The following is a 17399-nucleotide window of genomic DNA, read 5'->3' on the forward strand; positions in this document are numbered from 1 at the left end:
GGGGGCTGCGGGTTTTGCGGGGGTCGCCCGCAGCGGGCGGGCCCGGTCCGGCGGGTCCGGGATTCAGGCCAGCCGGAACCGGGAGCGGGGCGCGGGCGGGAGGGCGGTGCCCAGGGCGAGGTCGGCGAGGAGGGTCTCGGTCTCACGGGTGGTGCGCAGGAAGGCCGGATCGAGGTCGACGACGACGACCTCACTCCGGTCCTCGCCCGCCTCGGCGATCAGGCGGCCGTCCGGGCCCCAGACCGCGCTGCCGCCGCAGGTGTGCCAGCCGCCGGTGTGGCCGATGTGGTTGGCGAGCACCGTGTAGAGGGTGTTGTCGAGCGCGCGGGCGGGGAACCAGGTGCGGGACTCGTGGTGGCCGTGGCCCCGGCTGAACAGCGCGCCGACCAGGTAGGCGTGGCAGCCGTCCAGCGCGGCGGCACGGGCGTGCTCGGGGAAGCCGGAGTCGTAGCAGACGCCCAGGCCGAGTCGCCAGCCGTCCAGCTCCAGGGTGCAACCGGCCGTCCCGGGGCGGTAGTAGTCGCGTTCGGACTTGAACAGGTGCTGCTTGTCGTAGCGGGTGACGAAGCCGCCGTCCGGACCGAGGACCAGGGCGGACACCCGCAGGTCGGCACCGTCCTGGACGGCGGCGCCGACCACGGCGGCGGTGCCGGTCTCGCGGCAGGCCTCGGCTATCGGGTCGAGGCGCGGGTCGTCGGGCCGGACCGCGTACCTGAGCGGATCGGTACGGATCAGCTCGGGCTCGTAGCCGGAGAGGAACTTCTCCGCGAACAGCACCAGGCGGGCGCCGGCCCCGGCGGCCTCGCGGACCAGTTCGGCGGCCCGGGCGGCGTTGGCGGGCACGTCGCCGGCCACGGCCTGGGCCTGGACGGTGGCGATCCGCAGCGGACGCGCGGGGTACCCGGCGGTGGCCGGGGAGGCGGAGGCGGAGGCGGAGGCGGTGATGGTGGCGGCGGCGGTGGCAGGGGTGCCGGCGGTGGCGGGCGTGGGTTCGGTGGGCACGGCCGTCACGCTAGCGGACGGCCCCGGACCGGTGACGGGGCCTCAACGAATGCTCTCGTCCGGTCTGTCGGCGGTGCGGCCGGAGGTGCGGCGGGGAGCCCGGCCGGGGGTGCGGCCGTCCAGGAACGCCCCGCCCGGCCCCTCGCCGACCCGGCCGTCACCGCCCGGTGCCTCGCCGACCGGGCCGTCGCCGACCGCCTCCCCGTCCGGCGGGCCGACGTCGCGGGGCGGCCGGACGGAGGGCACGATGACCCGCTGGACCCGGGGCCTGGTACGCCAGTTGACCCGCCGTACGTCCCGGGCCAGGGCGCCGGGGCGCCACAGCTCTATCGCGGTGGTCACGGTCCCCAGCACGACCCCGGCGGCCAGCCAGCCGGCCAGGACATCGCTGGGCCAGTGCACACCGAGCGCGACCCTGGTCCAGCCGATGGTCAGGACCGTCGCCGCCGCCACCGCGCAGGCGGCGGTCCGGCCGCGGCGGCGGACCCGGTACCAGAGCAGGCCGACCAGGACGGCGCAGGTGATCGCCGAGGCCATGGCGTGGCCGGACGGGAACGCGGGGCCGCCGGCGTGCGAGACCGGGTCGGAGAAGCCGGGCCGCCGACGGTCGAAGGCCAGTTTCAGCGCCCACTGGGCTCCCCAGCCGACCAGGGCCTGGGCGGCCGCCCAGCCGGCCAGGACCCGGGCGCCGATCAGCCAGAGCCAGCAGGCCGCGATGCCGAGGAGCGTGCGCATCGTGACGGTGCCGCCGATGTCGGAGAGCGTCTGCACCGAGGCGGTCCAGATCCGGTGCCCCCGGGCGTAGGTGTGCAGTTCGCCGATCCACTCCTGGTCGAAGCGGGCCAGCGGGCGCCAGTGGCCCGTGACCAGGGTGGCGAGGAGCCCGAACAGCGCGGCACAGCCCAGCGCGACCGCGGCGTCCCGGAGGAGGCTGTGGTGACGCGCAGTGACAGAGGTCGTGCTGTTGGTCAGGTGCATGGCTGACACCTTCCCAGTGCGTTGCGCGGATCAGGAGCCGGAGCGATAGCGATTCGGCATCGTTTGTGAGGAGGTCCTGCGTGCGCCGGGGCGCGGGCGCGGGCGGAAACCGGGGGGCGCACGGGAACGCGCACGGTCGTTCGCGGGTTCAACGAGTAGGCGACGGCCGCGTGAGGGGCAAGTGAAGAAAACCAGCCCCGGAACGGTCGCGACGGGACACCGGACGTGCCCGAGTGGTCACCGAGCGTCCAAAGTCGGGGTGAAAACCGGCAGGATACTGCATCACGGGGAAGAATCGGAGTGACTTGGGAATGTTGTCCGGATTCTGTTCGTTGGATCGTTACGTGTGAGCCCCCAGGGGCCCGCACTTCTTGCCTCGGGGCAGGCAGGCAGACCTCGGCAACACCAGCAAAGGGAGCAAGCATGGCCACCCGTGCCGTCGTTCGCGACAGGGCCGACCGGACTCGCGCGGCCCGCCCGACCAACTTCGAGGCCGACCGTGACCTGGTCGGCATGTACCTCGACGAGATCGCCAGGACACCCCTGCTCGATGCCGCCGAAGAGGTCGAGCTCTCGCTGCGGATCGAGGCCGGTGTGTACGCCCAGCACCTGCTGGAGGAGGGCGAACTCCCCGACGGTGTCACGCGCGAGGAACTGGAGGCGATAGCCGCCGACGCCGAGCGCGCCAAGGACGTCTTCATCCGGTCCAACCTCCGGCTGGTCGTGGCGGTCGCCCGCCGGTACCCGCGCAGCGGGCTCCCGCTGCTGGACCTCATCCAGGAGGGCAACGCGGGCCTGGTCCGCGCCGTCGAGAAGTTCGACTACGCCAAGGGCTTCAAGTTCTCCACCTACGCGACGTGGTGGATCCGACAGGCGATCACCCGGTCCATCGCCGACCAGTCCCGCACCATCCGGCTGCCCGTGCACCTGGTGGAGGAGCTGGGGCGGATCCGGCGGGTGCAGCGCGAGAAGTCCAAGGAGCTGGGCCGCGAGCCCGAGCCGGCCGAGATCGCGGCCGAGTTGGACACCACCGAGGCCCGGATCAAGGACGTGCTGGACTGGGCACGGGACCCGGTCAGCCTCAACATGTCGGTCGACGACGAGGGCGAGACCCAGTTCGGCGACCTGGTGGAGGACACCGGGGCGACGTCCCCCGAGGACGCCGTGATGGTCATGCTCCGCCGCGAGGAGCTGGACGGCCTGATCGGGCGGTTGGACGACCGCACGGCCTCGATCATCCGGTCCCGCTACGGGATGGAGGACGGCCGCGAGCGCACCCTCACCGAGGTGGGCAAGCAGCACGGCCTCACCCGTGAGCGGATCCGCCAGATCGAGAAGCACGCGCTGGCCGAGCTGAAGAAGATCGCCGACCACGCGGGCTTCGAGGCCGCCTGACCGGCCCGACCCCCGACGGCGGCGTGTCGGCCGCCCGGCGGGTCTGCCTGGCCCCACCCGGGCCCTGGTGCGGAGCGCTCCGCACCAGGGCCCGAGGCGTGCCCCGGGGCTCTTAGGCTGGAGGGACAGGACGCGGTGAGCAGGACGAGACGGACGGACGGAGTGGACAGGGTGAGCGAGCAGGGACAGGGACCGGCCGAGACCGCGGGGCACGCCGGGGAGCAGGAGCCGCAGGAGAAGCCCGTGGCCAAGGCCCGGCTGGTCTTCCGGGACCCGCTGGACCAGCAGTCCCGGGACGACACCGACGCCGGCTGGAACGAGCGCTCCGGCGCGGGGGAGAGCGGTGGGCGGGGGCTGGACTGGTACCTGAGCCAGCGCCCGCCGCACCACGGCGGCTGAGGGACGGACGAGGGCGGACGAGGACAGACGAGGACGGACGAAGGCGGGCTAGGACGAGCGAAGACGTACGGGGACGCGGGAACCGTCCGGTGCGTCAGCGCTGCGGCGTGACCAGCGCGTCGCGGATCTCGGTCAGCAGTTGGACCTCCTTGGCTTCGGCCTCCGCCGCCACCTCGGCGGGGGACTTGCGGCGGGCCGCCATCCTGTTCATCGGGATGATCAGGACGAAGTAGACGACGGCCGCGGTGATCAGGAACTGGAGGGCGGCACTGAGCACCGACCCCCACAGGATGAGGATTCCGGACGTGACCTCACCGGTCGGGCTCATCTCGCAGGGCCCCTTGAGGCAGGAACTGTAGGACGCCAGGTCCTTCGTCCCGAATACGCCGACGATCGGATTGATCACGCCCTTGACGAAGGCGTTGACGATGCTGGTGAAAGCCGCACCGATGACCACGGCGACGGCGAGTTCGACGACATTTCCGCGCAGCAGGAATTCCTTGAAGCCCTTCATGCCGCCTCGAACGACGAAGTCGTGCGCCGGTTACGGGTGATCTTCCGCAGGCCCGGATTGACAACCCGTCCGGCCCAAGGCGCCCCCGTCGGGCGGCGGGAGCCCGGCCCGTGCGGGCCCGGACGCGAGCGCGGCCGCCACCGCGAGCAGCACCAGTGCGGGCACCCCGGCCCGCCGCCGCACGGCGCTGCGCCAGCGGTGCCACCCGCCGCAGCCGCGCCGGATCGGCGGGAAGCTCGGCACCTCCTGCCGGGGCGGCACGGTGGGCGCGGGCAGCGGGACGGAGAAGCTCACGGTCGTCATCGACGCACCTCCGAAGGATCGAGCGGCCGGCCCTCTCGCCGGACCGGCTGACGACCCACACGATGCGCGCTTCGCACGGCTCCGGAAAGCCGGTTCCCCCAGCCTGTGGACAACCCCGCCCCTGTGGATAACTTCGTACACCCGTACGAGTCAATCCGCCCTGCCCAAGGTGACGGCGACAGTGGTGACGGCGGCAGTGACGGGTGACGACGACGGCGGTGACGGCGGTGACGGTGCCGCATGGCGGGCGGCCGTACGGCGAAAGCCGGCCGGGGGTATGCGGAAAGGCCCGCCGCCCCCGCATCGAGCGGGGCCGACGGGCCTTTCCGAAGACTGCTGGGCGCCCGGGCCGACTGGTGCCGGGCCGGTTCGCGCCCGGGTCAGCTCGCGGCCGGAGCCGGGCTGGACGGCGTCGAGGAGCCGCTGCCCGAAGCGGACGGAGCGGCGGACGGCGTGGACGGCGTCGAGGAGGTCGACGACGACCCCGAGCCCACCGAGCTGCTGGAGGAGGAGCGGCTGTCGGTCCGGTAGAAACCGGAACCCTTGAACACGACACCCACGGCCGAGAAGACCTTGCGGAGCCGTCCCTGGCAGTCGGGGCACGTGGTCAGCGCCTCGTCGGTGAACTTCTGCACCGCCTCCAGGCCGTTGCCGCACTCGGTGCACTGGTACTGGTACGTGGGCACTTGTCTTCCTCCTGGCACTCTCGCCTGATGAGTGCTAACGATGGTCAATGATGCGGTATTCCGCTGGATCAGTCCAGCGACTCCGGTGTGAGATGCGACCGGACCCGGCCATCGGACCGTCGCCCGCTCAGCCCTTGGCCGCGCCCACCAGCTGTGCGCTGCCCCCGCGCTCCGCCGAGCCCGCGACGACACGCCCCGAGTCCTGGCCGGAACCCGAACCCGAACCAGAGCCGGAAGCCGAACCCGAAGCCGAACCGGAAGCCGGCGCCACCAGCAGGTGCCGCAGCGAGAGCAGCGTGAGCAGCCCCAGCCCGGCGCCGACCACCGGCACCAGGAACCCGGTCGACGGTCCGTGCCCGTCGATCAGCTTCCCGGCCGCCATCGAGCCGACCGCGAGCCCCAGCCCGATGGCCCCGGTCAGCCAGGTGAAGGCCTCCGTCTTGGCGCCGTCCGCGACCAGCGTCTCGACCAGGGTGTAGCCGCTGATCAGGGTCGGTGCGATGGCCAGGCCGCAGACCAGTCCGGCGAGGGTGAGCGCGACCAGGTTCGGCATCGCCCACAGCGTGGAGCAGCCCAGCACCAGCAGCCCGTAGCTGAACAGCATCCGCTGCTGGACGGGCCGCCGCCAGGCGATCACGCCGTACAGCACGCCGGCCAGCATGGAGCCGCCCGCGAAGATCCCGTAGACGGTGCCGCCGGCGGAGTGCTGCCCGACCGAGTCGGCGAAGGCGTTCACCGAGACCTGCATGCCGCCGAACACGGCGCCGACCCCGAGGAAGGTCCCGGCCAGCAGCCGGACGCCGGGGGAGGCGAGGGCCGAGGCGCGCTTCGTGCCGGGCTGCGGCACGATCCGGGCGGGGGCGGTGCGCCGCTGCGCGGCGAAGGCCAGGCCGCCGACGAGGGTCAGCGCGGCCTCGGCGACCAGCGCGGTCGCCGGGTTGGCGAGTGCGGCGATGCCGGAGGCCAGGATCGGGCCGATCACGAAGGTGAACTCGTCCGTCACGGACTCGAAGGCGAACGCGGTGCTCACCCGGGCGGCCGAGGCCTCGGACGGGCCGTCGGCGGTGAACCGGGCGACCCAGCGGGCCCGGACCATCGCGCCGACCTGCGGCACGCTCGCCCCGGCCGGGACGGCGGCCAGGAACAGGCTCCAGGCCGGCGCGTGCCCGAGGGCCAGCGTGATCAGTGCGGCGACGGAGGCCGCGTGGACCAGGACGGTGGGGACGAGTACGGAGGCCTGCCCGTACCGGTCGGCCAGCCGCCCGGTCTGCGGACCGATCAGGGCTTGGGCGACGGCGGCGACGGCGGTGACCGTACCGGCGGTGCCGTACGAGCCGTGGGTCTGGGTGACGAGCAGCAGGATGCCCATGCTGAGCATCGCGTAGGGCAGTCGCGCGACGAGGGCGGGGGCCAGGAAGGTCCAGGCTCCGGGGGTGCGCAGCAGTTCGCCGTACCCGACGCGGGCGGGGGCCTGGGCTGCGCTGGTGGCCGCGGTGGTGTCCGTGGCGCTGTCGACCGTTCGGCGGGCCGTCACGGTCGTCCTTCCTGCTGCCTGGTAGCGCGGCAGGGCATGGTGTGGCCCCGACGGCGCCGAGAGTCGTCCTCTCGCGCGTCGACCGGGGTAGATACCGGGTCCCGGCCCGGTGGGATTGCCGGGGGCCGAACCGCGGCCGCCGAGCGGTCGCGCCAACTCTGCGTCAGGCAGATGCTGGTGGTGGTCTAACGGTAGTTATACGGCGTGGTCGTACCAGCATACAGTTACGCGCGTAGATACCGCCAGCCCACCCCTCCCGGGCGCCCCGGGAGCACCCGGGGATCACCCTGGGAGCGCCCCCGGATCACCCCGGGAGCACCCCGGGAGCGCCGCCCCCCGGGCTCACCGCCCGTTCAGCCACCCCGCGAGCTTGCCGTTCCGGTCGACGGCCCGCAGCCGTCGCTCCGCGGCCTCGCTGACCTCGTCCGTGGTGACCACCAGCAGCTCGTCGCCGCCGCGCAGCACCGTCGCCTTGTCCGGTACGAAGGAGCTGCCCTCGCGCACGACCAGGGTGACCGCCGCCCCCTTGGGCAGCCGCAGTTCGCTGACCTCCACGCCGGACATCCGGGAGGTGGGGGAGAGTGCGACCGAGAGCAGGTGCCCGTGCAGCTTCTCCAGCGGGGCGGACTCGATGCCGAGGTCCTGGCCCATCGCGCCGTCGCCGATCCGCAGCCGCTTGGCGACCCACGGCAGGGTCGGCCCCTGGAGCAGGGTGAAGACGACGACCAGGATGAAGACGATGTTGAACACGTCCTCGGCCTTGTGCGCGCCCGACACCACCGGGATGGTGGCCAGCACGATGGGCACCGCCCCGCGCAGTCCGGCCCAGCTCAGCAGGGCCTGCTCGCGGGCCGGCACCTTGAACGGGGTCAGCGAGACGATCACCGACAGCGGCCGGGCCAGGAAGACCAGCACGGCGCCGATCACCAGCGCGGGCACCACGGCGGAGCCCATGGTCGCGGGCGTGCAGAGCAGTCCGAGCAGGACGAACATGCCGATCTGGCCGATCCACGCCAGCCCGTCGGCGAAGCCGCGGACGGCGGGCCCGTGCGGCAGCTTGGAGTTCCCGAGGATTACCGCGCAGATGTAGACAGCGAGGAAGCCGGAGCCGTGCAGCAGCGCGCCGCCCGCGTAGGCGAGCACGGTGAGCGCCATCACGGCGATCGGGTAGAGGCCCGAGGACGGCAGGGCGACGTGCTTGATCCCGAAGGCGCCGAGCTTGCCGACGGCGAAGCCGATCGCGGCACCGATCGCCAGTTCGGCGACGATCGTGCCGATCATGACGTACCAGGAGTCCAGCTCCCCGGTGGTGGCGAAGGCGACGACCAGGATGACCACGGGCGCGTCGTTGAAGCCGGACTCGGCCTCCAGCAGGCCGGTGAGCCGGTGCGGCAGCGGGACCATCCGCAGGACCGAGAAGACGGCCGCCGCGTCGGTCGAGGAGACTATCGCGCCGAGCAGCAGGGAGGTCCGCCAGTCCAGGCCGACCAGCCAGTGCGCGCCGGCCGCCGTGGCGAAGACGCTGACGCCGACGCCGAGGGTGGCGAGCACGGTGGCGGCCGGTACGACCGGCTTGATCTCGCGCCAGCTGGTCTTGAGGCCGCCCTCGGCCAGGATGACCACGAGTGCCGCGTAGCCGATCACCTGGGTGAGCTCGGCGTTGTTGAAGGTGAAGCCGATCCCGTCCTGGCCCAGTGCCACGCCGATCCCGAGATAGATCAGCAGGCTGGGCAGCCCTGATCGGGTCGAGATCCGGACGGCGACCACCGCGAACAGCAGGATCACGGAGGCTTCGAGAAGGAGCTGGTTCAGGTGGACGACGTTCACGCAGGGGCACCTCGGGCAGGCAAACGGACGGGGTGTCTGGTGGTGCTGTGGGGCCGACCCGTTAAGGAAGCGTCAATGCTCCCCTTGCGGATCGTTACGCAGTCTAACATTTTGCCATATCTTTAGCTTGGTCCCCCGTTCACGGTGCCCGGCCGACTCGGCCTAATGTGGTTCCCTGTCACGGCCGCAGGCCCTGGACACGCCCGTCCGCCCCGAAGTCAGGACCGCAAGGACCCAGATGCCCCGCTCGAAGAAGTTCCGGCGCGCCCGTCTGTTCGTGATCGTGCTGGTCGTGCTGCTGGTGGCCGGCGTCGGCTACGGCGGCTACCGCGGGGTCACCGCGGTCCGCGCGTCCTTCCCGGAGGTCGACGGAAGCGTCAAGGTGGCGGGCCTGAGCGCGCCGGTCGACGTCAAGCGGGACGCCAACGGCATCCCGCAGCTGTACGCCGACACCTCCGAGGACCTGTTCCGCGCCCAGGGCTACGTCCAGGCGCAGGACCGTTTCTGGGAGATGGACGTCCGGCGGCACATCACGGCCGGCCGGCTCTCCGAGATGTTCGGCGACAGCCAGGTCGACACCGACACCTTCATCCGCACCATGGGCTGGCGGCAGGTGGCGCAGAAGGAGTACGACACCAAGCTGGCGCCGGAGACCAAGAAGTACCTCCAGGCCTACGCGGACGGTGTGAACGCCTGGCTCGCCGAGCACCCCGGCGGCGCGAAGGCCTCACTGGAGTTCTCCCTGCTCGGCGTCGCCAACAGCGGCTACACGCCCGAGCAGTGGAGCCCCGTCGACTCGGTGGCCTGGCTCAAGGCGATGGCCTGGAACCTCTCCGGGAACCTCCAGGAGGAGGTCGACCGCTCGCTGCTGGCCCAGGACTTCGGCCCGGACAAGATCGCCGAGCTGTACCCGGACTACCCGTACGCCCGCAACGGCACCATCGTGAAGACCGGCACCGTGAACGGCGACAACTACCGTCCCGCCGACGGCTCCCCGCAGTCCGGCGCCACCGGCACCGCCACCGCCCAGGGCGCGGCCACCACCAAGGCGCTGCTGCAGGGCCTCACCGACCGGATCGACTCGATGCCGCAGATGCTCGGCCGCCCCGGCCAGGGCATCGGCTCCAACTCCTGGGTCGTCGCGGGCACCCACACCACCACCGGCAAGCCGCTGCTGGCCAACGACCCGCACCTCGGCCCCGGCCTGCCCTCGGTCTGGTACCAGATGGGCCTGCACTGCCGGACGTCCTCCCCGGCCTGCCAGTTCGACGTCTCCGGCTTCACCTTCGCGGGCATGCCCGGCGTGGTGATCGGCCACAACAAGGACATCGCCTGGGGCTTCACCAACCTCGGCGCCGACGTGACCGACCTCTTCCTGGAGAAGGTCACCGGCCCGGACACCTACCAGGTCGACGGCAAGGACGTGAAGTTCGACCTCCGCAAGGAGACCATCAAGGTCGCCGGCGGGGACGACCGCACCATCACCGTCCGCACCACCCAGACCGGCGCCCCGCTCATCTCCGACCAGAGCAGCGAGCAGCAGAACGTCGGCAAGTACGCCCCCAACGGCACCTCCGCCCCCGACCGCGGCACCGGCGGCTACGGCGTCGCCCTCCAGTGGACGGCGCTCAGCCCCGGCAAGACCATGGACGCCGTCTTCGAGCTGGACAAGGCCAAGAACTGGGACGAGTTCCGCGCCGCCGCCAAGGACTTCACCGTCCCCGCGCAGAACCTGATCTACGCCGACGCCAAGCACATCGGCTACCAGGCCCCCGGCACCATCCCGGTCCGCGGCAAGGGCGACGGCACCTACCCCGCGCTGGGCTGGGACTCCGCGTACCAGTGGAAGGACCCGATCCCCTTCAACGCGCTGCCGTGGAGCCTCGACCCCTCCGTCGGCTACATCGTCACCGCCAACCAGGCCGTGGTGGACCCGAGCTACAAGTACACCCTGACCAAGGACTGGGAGTACGGCACCCGCGCCAAGGAGATCACCGACCAGCTCGACGGCCTGCTCAAGAACAACGGCAAGATCTCGCCGGACGACATGCAGACCCTCCAGCTGGACAACACCAACGTGATGGCCAAGACGCTGGTCCCGCTGCTGCTCAAGCAGCAGATCGACGATCCGTACGTGCGCGAGGCCCAGGACCTGCTCAAGGACTGGAACTACCACCAGGACGCCGACTCGGCCGCCGCCGCCTACTACAACGGCGTCTGGCGCCAGCTGCTCACCCTCGCCTTCGGCCAGAAGTTCCCGGCCGACCTGCGGGCCAAGGACAACTGCCTGCTGGTCCGCCAGCAGGACGACCCGACCAAGCCGGACAGCACCACCAAGATCGCCACCGTGTGCGGCACCCGCGACCCGGGCAAGGCCCAGCCGGACGGCGGCGACCGCTGGACCGAGGTGGTCCGCCAGCAGCTGGAGAAGCCCGACAGCTCGTGGTGGACCTACATCGACGACCAGCACAAGGAGCAGAAGGGCCTGGACAACCTGCTCAAGGAAGCGATGAAGAACGCCCGCCAGGAGCTGACCTCGCTGCTCAGCAAGGACGTCTCCACCTGGAGCTGGGGCCGCCTGCACAAGCTGGAGCTGAAGGAGCAGACCCTCGGCACCGACGAGTCCTCGATCGCCTCCGGAGTGCTCCACAAGCTGCTCAACCGCGGCCCGTACCGGCTCTCCGGCGGCTCGGCGGCGGTCGACGCGGCGGGCTGGAACGCGGCGGCCGGCTACCAGGTGGACTGGATCCCGTCGATGCGGATGGTCGTCGACCTGAACGACCTGGACTCCTCGCGCTGGGTCAACGTCGGCGGCGCCTCCGGGCACGCCTTCCACGCCAACTACAACGACCAGACCGACCTCTGGCTCAAGGGCAAGCTGCTCACCTGGGCGTTCAGCCCGGACGCGGTCGAGAAGGCCACCAAGCACAAGCTGGTGCTCACCGCCGGCTGACGCCCGCGCGACACCACGGCGGCCCCGCTCCCACCAGGGAGCGGGGCCGCCGTTCGTTGTCGGGGCCTCGGGCCTCGGGGCTCGCCGCCGGGCTCAGCCGAGCTGCCGGACGCCCGAGGGGGTGACCGCCAGGTCCACCGGCCGGTCGTGCGGTTCGGCCGGCACCCGGTCCAGCACCTCGTGCTCGTACAGCAGCACCGCCAGCACCGGCCGGACGCCCGCCCGGCCCAGCCGCGCCAGCACCCGGTCGTAGCTGCCGCCGCCCCGGCCGAGCCGCAGCCCGCCGGGGTCGACCGCCAGGCCCGGCAGCAGCACCACCGAGGCCCGGGTCACCGCCTCCGGCCCGAGCCGCGGCCCGACCGGCTCCAGCAGCCCGCGCCCGGCCGGGGCCAGCTCCCCGGGCCCCGCGTACTCGGCCCAGTCCAGGTCGTTGTCCGGCAGCAGCACCGGCAGCAGGACCCGGACCCCGCGCGCCCGCAGCGCGTCCAGCAGCGGCCCGGTCCCGGGCTCGGCGCCCACCGAGACGTACGCGGCCACGGTGGCGCCCGGACCGGCCAGCTCCCCGGCGTGCCCGGCCAGCGCGAGCGCCGCCGCCGCGCGCCCCTCGGCGGGGAGCGCGCGGCGCTCCGTCAACAGCCGTGTCCTCAGGTCGCTCTTCTCGTTGTGCACCGGATCCTCCACGTCTCCAGACCGTCGACGGCAGAGCCTGCCACGCGAAAGGGCGCCCTGATTGTCCACCCCGCTGCTGGTCCACGCACTGGCCGCACTGACCGCCCCCGCGCTGGCCGGCGCCACCGTCCTCGGACTGCGGGTACGGCGGGACCGGGCGGGGGCCGCCGCCGGGGCGGAGCGGCAGCGGGCCCGGATCAGCGAGCTGGAGGCCCGCTGCGCCGAGCTGGAGCGCACCGCCTCCTGCGACCCGCTCACCGGCGTGTGGAACTACCGCCACCTCCAGCTCACCCTGGACCGGGAGATCGAACGGGCCCGCCGCGCCGAGCACGCCGACCAGGCCGACGGCCCCCGCCCGCTCGCCGTGCTGATGCTGGCGATCGCCGGCTTCGACGCGGTGATCGCCGAGCACGGCCGCGGCCGGGCCGACGCGATACTGCGCGACCTCGCCCAGCGCCTCGCGATGGAGATCCGCCGGGCCGACACCCTCGGCCGCTACAGCGGTGAGGACTTCCTGGTGGTGCTGCCCGACACCGGCGCCGAGGGCGCCGCGCAGGTCGCCGAGCGGCTGGTCTGGTCGGTCCGCCGCCACCTGCTGCTCGACTGGTCCTCCGGGACGCGCGAGCCCCGCCCCGTCCACGGCAACGGCCTCACCGCCGCCGCCGGCATCGCGGTCCTGCCCGAGGACGGCGTCCACGCGGCCGTCCTGCTGCGCGCCGCCGACGCGGCGCTCGCCGAGGCCCGGGCGGCGGGCGGCGACTGCTGGCGGATTTCGCCACGCCACCCCGACCGGATCGCCACCGGGCTTTGCACGACGGTCACTTCCGGTACGGATTACGGCCCGACTGCCGAACGTGACCGTTCGGAAAACCCGGGTAGTCTTTCGCCCTGTGCCGGTGGGGACCCCCTCGCCCAGCCGGTCCCTTCCCATACGCCAGCCTCTGTGGCCGTGCCCCGCGACGTGCTGTCCTAGCCGTCCGACCGCGCTCGGCCGGGCGAAAACGTGCCTGAGTAAGGTAAACGCATGACGACGACCAACTCCCGAGTTCCGGTGACCAAGGCCGTGGTGCCCGCGGCCGGCCTGGGCACCCGCTTCCTCCCGGCGACCAAGGCGACCCCGAAGGAGATGCTGCCGGTCGTCGACAAGCCGGCGATCCAGTACGTCGTCGAGGAGGCCTCCTCCGCGGGCCTCTCCGACATACTGATGGTCACCGGCCGCAACAAGCGCGCGCTGGAGGACCACTTCGACCGCGCCTACGAGCTGGAGGAGCTGCTGGCCCGCAAGGGCGACGCGCAGCGCCTGGCCCGGGTCCGCGAGTCCGTCGAGCTGGCGAACATGCACTACGTCCGCCAGGGCGACCCGAAGGGCCTCGGCCACGCCGTCTCGGTCGCCGAGCAGCACGTCGCCGGCCAGCCCTTCGCGGTCCTGCTCGGCGACGACCTGATCGACCCGCGCGACCCGCTGCTCTCCCGGATGATCGAGGTCCAGCAGGAGCTCGGCGGCTCGGTCGTCGCCCTCATGGAGGTCGACCCCTCCCAGATCCACCTCTACGGCTGCGCCGCCGTCAAGGCCAACGGCTTCGGCGAGGACGTCTTCCAGGTGACCGACCTGGTCGAGAAGCCGGAGCCCGGCGAGGCCCCGTCGAACTACGCCGTCATCGGCCGCTACGTCCTCGACCCGCTGGTCTTCGACGTGCTGCGGGAGACCCCGCCCGGCCGCGGCGGCGAGATCCAGCTCACCGACGCCCTGCGCGAGCTCACCACCCGCGAGCCGGCGGACGGCGGCCAGGTGCACGGCGTGCTCTTCAAGGGCCGCCGCTACGACACCGGCGACCGCGCCGACTACCTGCGCGCTATCGTCCGTCTGGCCGCCGAGCGCGACGACCTGGGCCCGGAGTTCCGCGCCTGGCTGCGGGAGTTCGTCGGTTCCGAGATGCAGGACTGACCACGACAGGGAGCGAACCGCCGATGACCGGGTCCACCGAGCACAGCACCACGCACGCAGCCTGCTGCGACGCCGGAACGGACCCGGCACCGGCGGCCCCCCGCCTCTGGACGGTGGACGAGCACCTCGCCGACGTGCTCGCCGCCGTCGGCCCGCTGCCCGCGATCGAGCTCCAGCTGCTCGACGCCCAGGGCTGCCGGCTCGCCGAGGACGTGGTCGCCGACGGCGACCTGCCGCCCTTCGACAACAGCTCGATGGACGGCTACGCGGTCCGTACCGCCGACACCTCGGGCGCCACCGACGACTACCCCTCGGTGCTCTCGGTGGTCGGCGACATCGCCGCCGGCGCGGACGACCTGCCCAGGGTCGGCCCCGGCCAGGCCGCCCGGATCATGACCGGCGCCCCCCTCCCGCCCGGCGCCCGGGCCGTCGCCCCGGTGGAGTGGACCGACGGCGGCACCGGTACCGGGGTCGCCGCCGCCGCGATGACCGCGCCGGTCCCGGACGAGGAGGTCCGCGTCCTGCGCCCGGTCGCCGAGGGCGCGCACATCCGCCGCCGCGGCAGCGACGTCGCGGCCGGCACCAGGGTCCTGGACGCCGGCACCCGGCTCGGCCCCGCCCAGCTCGGCCTGCTCGCCGCGATCGGCCGGGCCACCGTCCGGGTCCGCCCGCGCCCGCGGGTCGTGGTGCTGTCCACCGGCAGCGAGCTGGTCCAGCCCGGCGAGCGGGTCGGCCCCGGGCAGATCTCCGACTCCAACAGCTTCACCCTCACCGCCGCCGCCCAGGCGGCCGGCGCCATCGCCTTCCGGGTCGGCGCCGTCCCGGACGAGGCGGACCGGCTGCGGGCCGTCCTGGAGGACCAGCTCGGCCGGGCCGACCTGATCGTCACCAGCGGCGGGGTCAGCGTCGGCGCGTACGACGTGGTCAAGGAGGTCTTCGAGACCTACGGCGGGGTGGACTTCCGCAAGCTGCGGATGCAGCCCGGCAAGCCGCAGGGCTTCGGCCGGATCGGCGGCGCGGACGGGGTGCCGCTGCTCGCCCTGCCAGGCAACCCGGTGAGCGCCTACATCTCCTTCGAGCTCTTCGTCCGCCCGGTCATCCGCACCATGCTCGGCGCCGCCGACGTGCACCGCCCGGTCGTCCGCGCGCACTGCCCGGCCGCGCTGCGCTCCCCGGCCGGCCGCCGGCAGTTCCTGCGCGGCCGCTACTCGGCGGCCGACGGCACGGTCGAGCCGGTCGGCGGCTCCGAATCGCACCTGGTCGGCGCACTGGCCCGGGCCGACTGCCTGATCACCGTCCCCGAGGACGTCACCGAGCTGCCCGCCGGCAGCGAGGTGGACGTGGTGCTGCTCGGCTCCTGAGGGCCGGACTCCGACACGGGCCCGGACGCCCGGAGGCGGGCGGGCGCGGCACAGCGCTGTACGGTAGCGCGGTACTTCGACCTGCGCGCCCCTGGAGTTACCCGTGACGACACCTCCCCCCGGCGACCGCCTCACCCACGTCGACGACCAGGGCGCGGCCCGGATGGTCGACGTCTCCGAGAAGGCCGCCACCGTGCGCACCGCCGTCGCGGCCGGCCGGGTGAGGGTCTCCCCGAGGGTGGTCGAGCTGCTGCGCGGCGAGGGCGTGCCCAAGGGCGACGCCCTCGCCGTGGCCCGGATCGCCGGGATCATGGGCGCCAAGAAGACCCCGGAGCTGATCCCGCTCTGCCACCCGATCGCCGTCTCCGGCGTCAAGGTCGACCTCGCCGTCGCGGACGACGCGGTCGAGATCACCGCCACCGTACGGACCGCCGACCGTACCGGCGTCGAGATGGAGGCGCTGACCGCCGTCGCGGTGGCCGGGCTGACCGTGATCGACATGGTCAAGGCCGTGGACAAGGGCGCCAGCATCGAGGCCGTCCGGGTGCTCGGCAAGACCGGCGGCAAGAGCGGCGACTGGTTCGCGCCGGAGGTGGACGCGTGAGGGCGGGCGCCGGGCGGGCCCTGGCCGTCACCGTCTCCAACCGGGCCTCGGCCGGGGTCTACGAGGACCGCGGCGGACCGCTGCTGGTGGCCGGCCTGACCGCGATGGGCTTCACCGCCGACGGCCCCCGGGTCGTCCCGGACGGCGAGCCGGTGGAGGCCGTCCTGCGCGAGGCCGTCGCGGCCGGCTACGACGTCGTGCTGACCACCGGCGGTACCGGAATCTCGCCGATGGACCTCACCCCCGAGATGACCGCCAGGGTGATCGACCGCCAGGTCCCCGGCATCGCCGAGGCCATCCGTGCGTACGGCCGGGAGAAGGTGCCGACCTCGGCGCTCTCCCGCGGGCTGGCCGGGCTCGCCGGACGTACCCTGATCGTCAACCTGCCGGGTTCGACCGGCGGCGTCAAGGACGGCCTGGCCGTCCTGGAGCCGCTGCTCGCCCACGCCGTCGACCAGCTCGGCGGCGGGGACCACCCCCGGCCCGACGCCCCGGCGCCCGGGGATCCGGCCTCCGGGGCCCCAGAATCCGGGAGAGCGCACTGAACGCCGGCTGGCCGGTAGAACTCCACGAGGGGGAGGTCGTGCTGCGCCCGATCCGGGCGCGCGACCAGCGCGACTGGCAGGAGGTGAGCCGCCGCAACCGGGACTGGCTGCGGCGGTGGGAGGCCACCGTGCCGCCCGGCCCGGCCGGCCAGGCCGTCGGCCCGCGCCCGTCGTACCGGCAGATGGTCCGCTTCCTGCGCGGCGAGGCCTCGGCGGGCCGGATGCTGCCCTTCGTGGTGGTCCACAAGGGCCGGCTGGTGGGCCAGTTGACCGTCGGCGGGATCACCTGGGGCTCGATGTGCTCGGCGAACATCGGCTACTGGGTCGACGAGGCGGTGGCGGGCCAGGGCATCATCCCGACCGCCGTGGCGCTTTCGGTGAACTACTGCTTCCGCACGCTCGGGCTGCACCGGATCGAGGTCTGCATCCGCCCGGAGAACGTCCCGAGCCGGCGCGTGGTGGAAAAGCTCGGCTTCCGCTCGGAGGGAATCCGCCCGCGCTATCTCCACATCGACGGCGACTGGCGGGACCACCTCGTCTACGCGCTGACCGACGAGGAGGTCCCGGAGGGGATGCTGGAGCGCTGGCGCGCACTCAGTTCAGGCCGTGAAGCAAGTAATTGAATATATGTTCGAAAGAAGTATCGATATGGCATCGGGCCGATGGCGGACCGTCACAAATAGC

17 protein-coding genes are annotated in these 17399 nt (G+C 72.9%); 9 read left to right on the plus strand and 8 right to left on the minus strand.

Features of this window, described 5'->3' with window-relative positions; translation table 11 throughout:
• Nucleotides 1-63: 63 nt before the first annotated feature.
• Both ACFQ6N_RS21725 and ACFQ6N_RS21730 read right to left on the minus strand, forming a co-directional pair.
• Complete coding sequence (locus ACFQ6N_RS21725; RefSeq protein ID WP_380651309.1) at nt 64-1002, minus strand: carbon-nitrogen hydrolase family protein; 939 nt, start codon at nt 1000-1002, stop codon at nt 64-66.
• Nucleotides 1003-1044: 42 nt separating this feature from the next.
• The gene (locus ACFQ6N_RS21730; RefSeq protein ID WP_380651312.1) at nt 1045-1980 is read right to left on the minus strand and encodes a phosphatase PAP2 family protein; all 936 of its coding nucleotides are present in this window, start codon (nt 1978-1980) and stop codon (nt 1045-1047) included.
• Nucleotides 1981-2403: 423 nt separating this feature from the next.
• Here ACFQ6N_RS21730 and ACFQ6N_RS21735 point away from each other — a divergent pair, with 423 nt between their 5' ends.
• Nucleotides 2404-3375, plus strand: a complete 972-nt coding sequence (locus ACFQ6N_RS21735; protein WP_380651315.1) for a sigma-70 family RNA polymerase sigma factor — start codon at nt 2404-2406, stop codon at nt 3373-3375.
• A gap of 171 nt (nt 3376-3546) precedes the next feature.
• Nucleotides 3547-3774, plus strand: a complete 228-nt coding sequence (locus ACFQ6N_RS21740; RefSeq protein ID WP_380651318.1) for a hypothetical protein — start codon at nt 3547-3549, stop codon at nt 3772-3774.
• Nucleotides 3775-3868: 94 nt separating this feature from the next.
• Here ACFQ6N_RS21740 and mscL read toward each other — a convergent pair whose 3' ends face one another.
• The 5 genes from mscL to ACFQ6N_RS21765 all read right to left on the minus strand — a co-directional run bounded on the left by mscL (nt 3869) and on the right by ACFQ6N_RS21765 (nt 8638).
• Nucleotides 3869-4288, minus strand: coding sequence for a large conductance mechanosensitive channel protein MscL (gene mscL, locus ACFQ6N_RS21745; protein WP_380651321.1), 420 nt, complete (start codon nt 4286-4288; stop codon nt 3869-3871).
• Between the two features lie 30 nt (nt 4289-4318).
• The gene (locus tag ACFQ6N_RS21750) at nt 4319-4591 is read right to left on the minus strand and encodes a hypothetical protein (protein WP_380651323.1); all 273 of its coding nucleotides are present in this window, start codon (nt 4589-4591) and stop codon (nt 4319-4321) included.
• Between the two features lie 380 nt (nt 4592-4971).
• Nucleotides 4972-5277 (minus strand): FmdB family zinc ribbon protein, encoded by a 306-nt coding sequence (locus ACFQ6N_RS21755; protein WP_380651326.1) that lies wholly within the window; start codon nt 5275-5277, stop codon nt 4972-4974.
• Nucleotides 5278-5404: 127 nt separating this feature from the next.
• Nucleotides 5405-6811, minus strand: coding sequence for an MFS transporter (locus ACFQ6N_RS21760; RefSeq protein ID WP_380651328.1), 1407 nt, complete (start codon nt 6809-6811; stop codon nt 5405-5407).
• Between the two features lie 342 nt (nt 6812-7153).
• The gene (locus tag ACFQ6N_RS21765) at nt 7154-8638 is read right to left on the minus strand and encodes a potassium/proton antiporter (RefSeq protein WP_380651331.1); all 1485 of its coding nucleotides are present in this window, start codon (nt 8636-8638) and stop codon (nt 7154-7156) included.
• Between the two features lie 238 nt (nt 8639-8876).
• On the opposite strand from ACFQ6N_RS21765, the gene ACFQ6N_RS21770 reads away from it, so the two are divergent.
• Nucleotides 8877-11591 (plus strand): penicillin acylase family protein, encoded by a 2715-nt coding sequence (locus ACFQ6N_RS21770; RefSeq protein ID WP_380651334.1) that lies wholly within the window; start codon nt 8877-8879, stop codon nt 11589-11591.
• 93 nt (nt 11592-11684) lie between these two features.
• Here the strand turns inward: ACFQ6N_RS21770 and ACFQ6N_RS21775 are convergent, their stop codons facing one another.
• A complete protein-coding gene (locus ACFQ6N_RS21775; protein WP_380651336.1) occupies nt 11685-12260 on the minus strand; it encodes a 5-formyltetrahydrofolate cyclo-ligase in 576 nt (191 codons plus the stop codon).
• A 61-nt stretch (nt 12261-12321) separates the two neighbouring features.
• On the opposite strand from ACFQ6N_RS21775, the gene ACFQ6N_RS21780 reads away from it, so the two are divergent.
• From ACFQ6N_RS21780 to ACFQ6N_RS21805, 6 genes are all read left to right on the plus strand, one after another.
• Nucleotides 12322-13233 carry a GGDEF domain-containing protein gene (locus tag ACFQ6N_RS21780; protein WP_380651339.1) on the plus strand — a complete coding sequence of 304 codons (912 nt, stop codon included), beginning with the start codon at nt 12322-12324 and terminating at the stop codon, nt 13231-13233.
• Between the two features lie 51 nt (nt 13234-13284).
• Complete coding sequence (gene galU, locus ACFQ6N_RS21785) at nt 13285-14205, plus strand: UTP--glucose-1-phosphate uridylyltransferase GalU (protein WP_380651342.1); 921 nt, start codon at nt 13285-13287, stop codon at nt 14203-14205.
• A 23-nt stretch (nt 14206-14228) separates the two neighbouring features.
• Nucleotides 14229-15566 (plus strand): gephyrin-like molybdotransferase Glp, encoded by a 1338-nt coding sequence (gene glp / locus ACFQ6N_RS21790; protein ID WP_380651345.1) that lies wholly within the window; start codon nt 14229-14231, stop codon nt 15564-15566.
• Nucleotides 15567-15729: 163 nt separating this feature from the next.
• A complete protein-coding gene (moaC, locus tag ACFQ6N_RS21795; protein WP_380651463.1) occupies nt 15730-16170 on the plus strand; it encodes a cyclic pyranopterin monophosphate synthase MoaC in 441 nt (146 codons plus the stop codon).
• On the plus strand, nt 16167-16715 hold the full coding sequence (locus tag ACFQ6N_RS21800; RefSeq protein WP_380651348.1) for a molybdenum cofactor biosynthesis protein B: 549 nt from the start codon (nt 16167-16169) through the stop codon (nt 16713-16715). Before moaC ends, ACFQ6N_RS21800 begins: the two co-directional genes overlap by 4 nt.
• A complete protein-coding gene (locus ACFQ6N_RS21805) occupies nt 16712-17338 on the plus strand; it encodes a GNAT family N-acetyltransferase (RefSeq protein ID WP_380651466.1) in 627 nt (208 codons plus the stop codon). Before ACFQ6N_RS21800 ends, ACFQ6N_RS21805 begins: the two co-directional genes overlap by 4 nt.
• Nucleotides 17339-17399: the final 61 nt, after the last annotated feature.

The sequence above is a fragment of the Kitasatospora sp. NPDC056446 genome, assembly GCF_042796115.1.
Taxonomy (GTDB): domain Bacteria; phylum Actinomycetota; class Actinomycetes; order Streptomycetales; family Streptomycetaceae; genus Kitasatospora.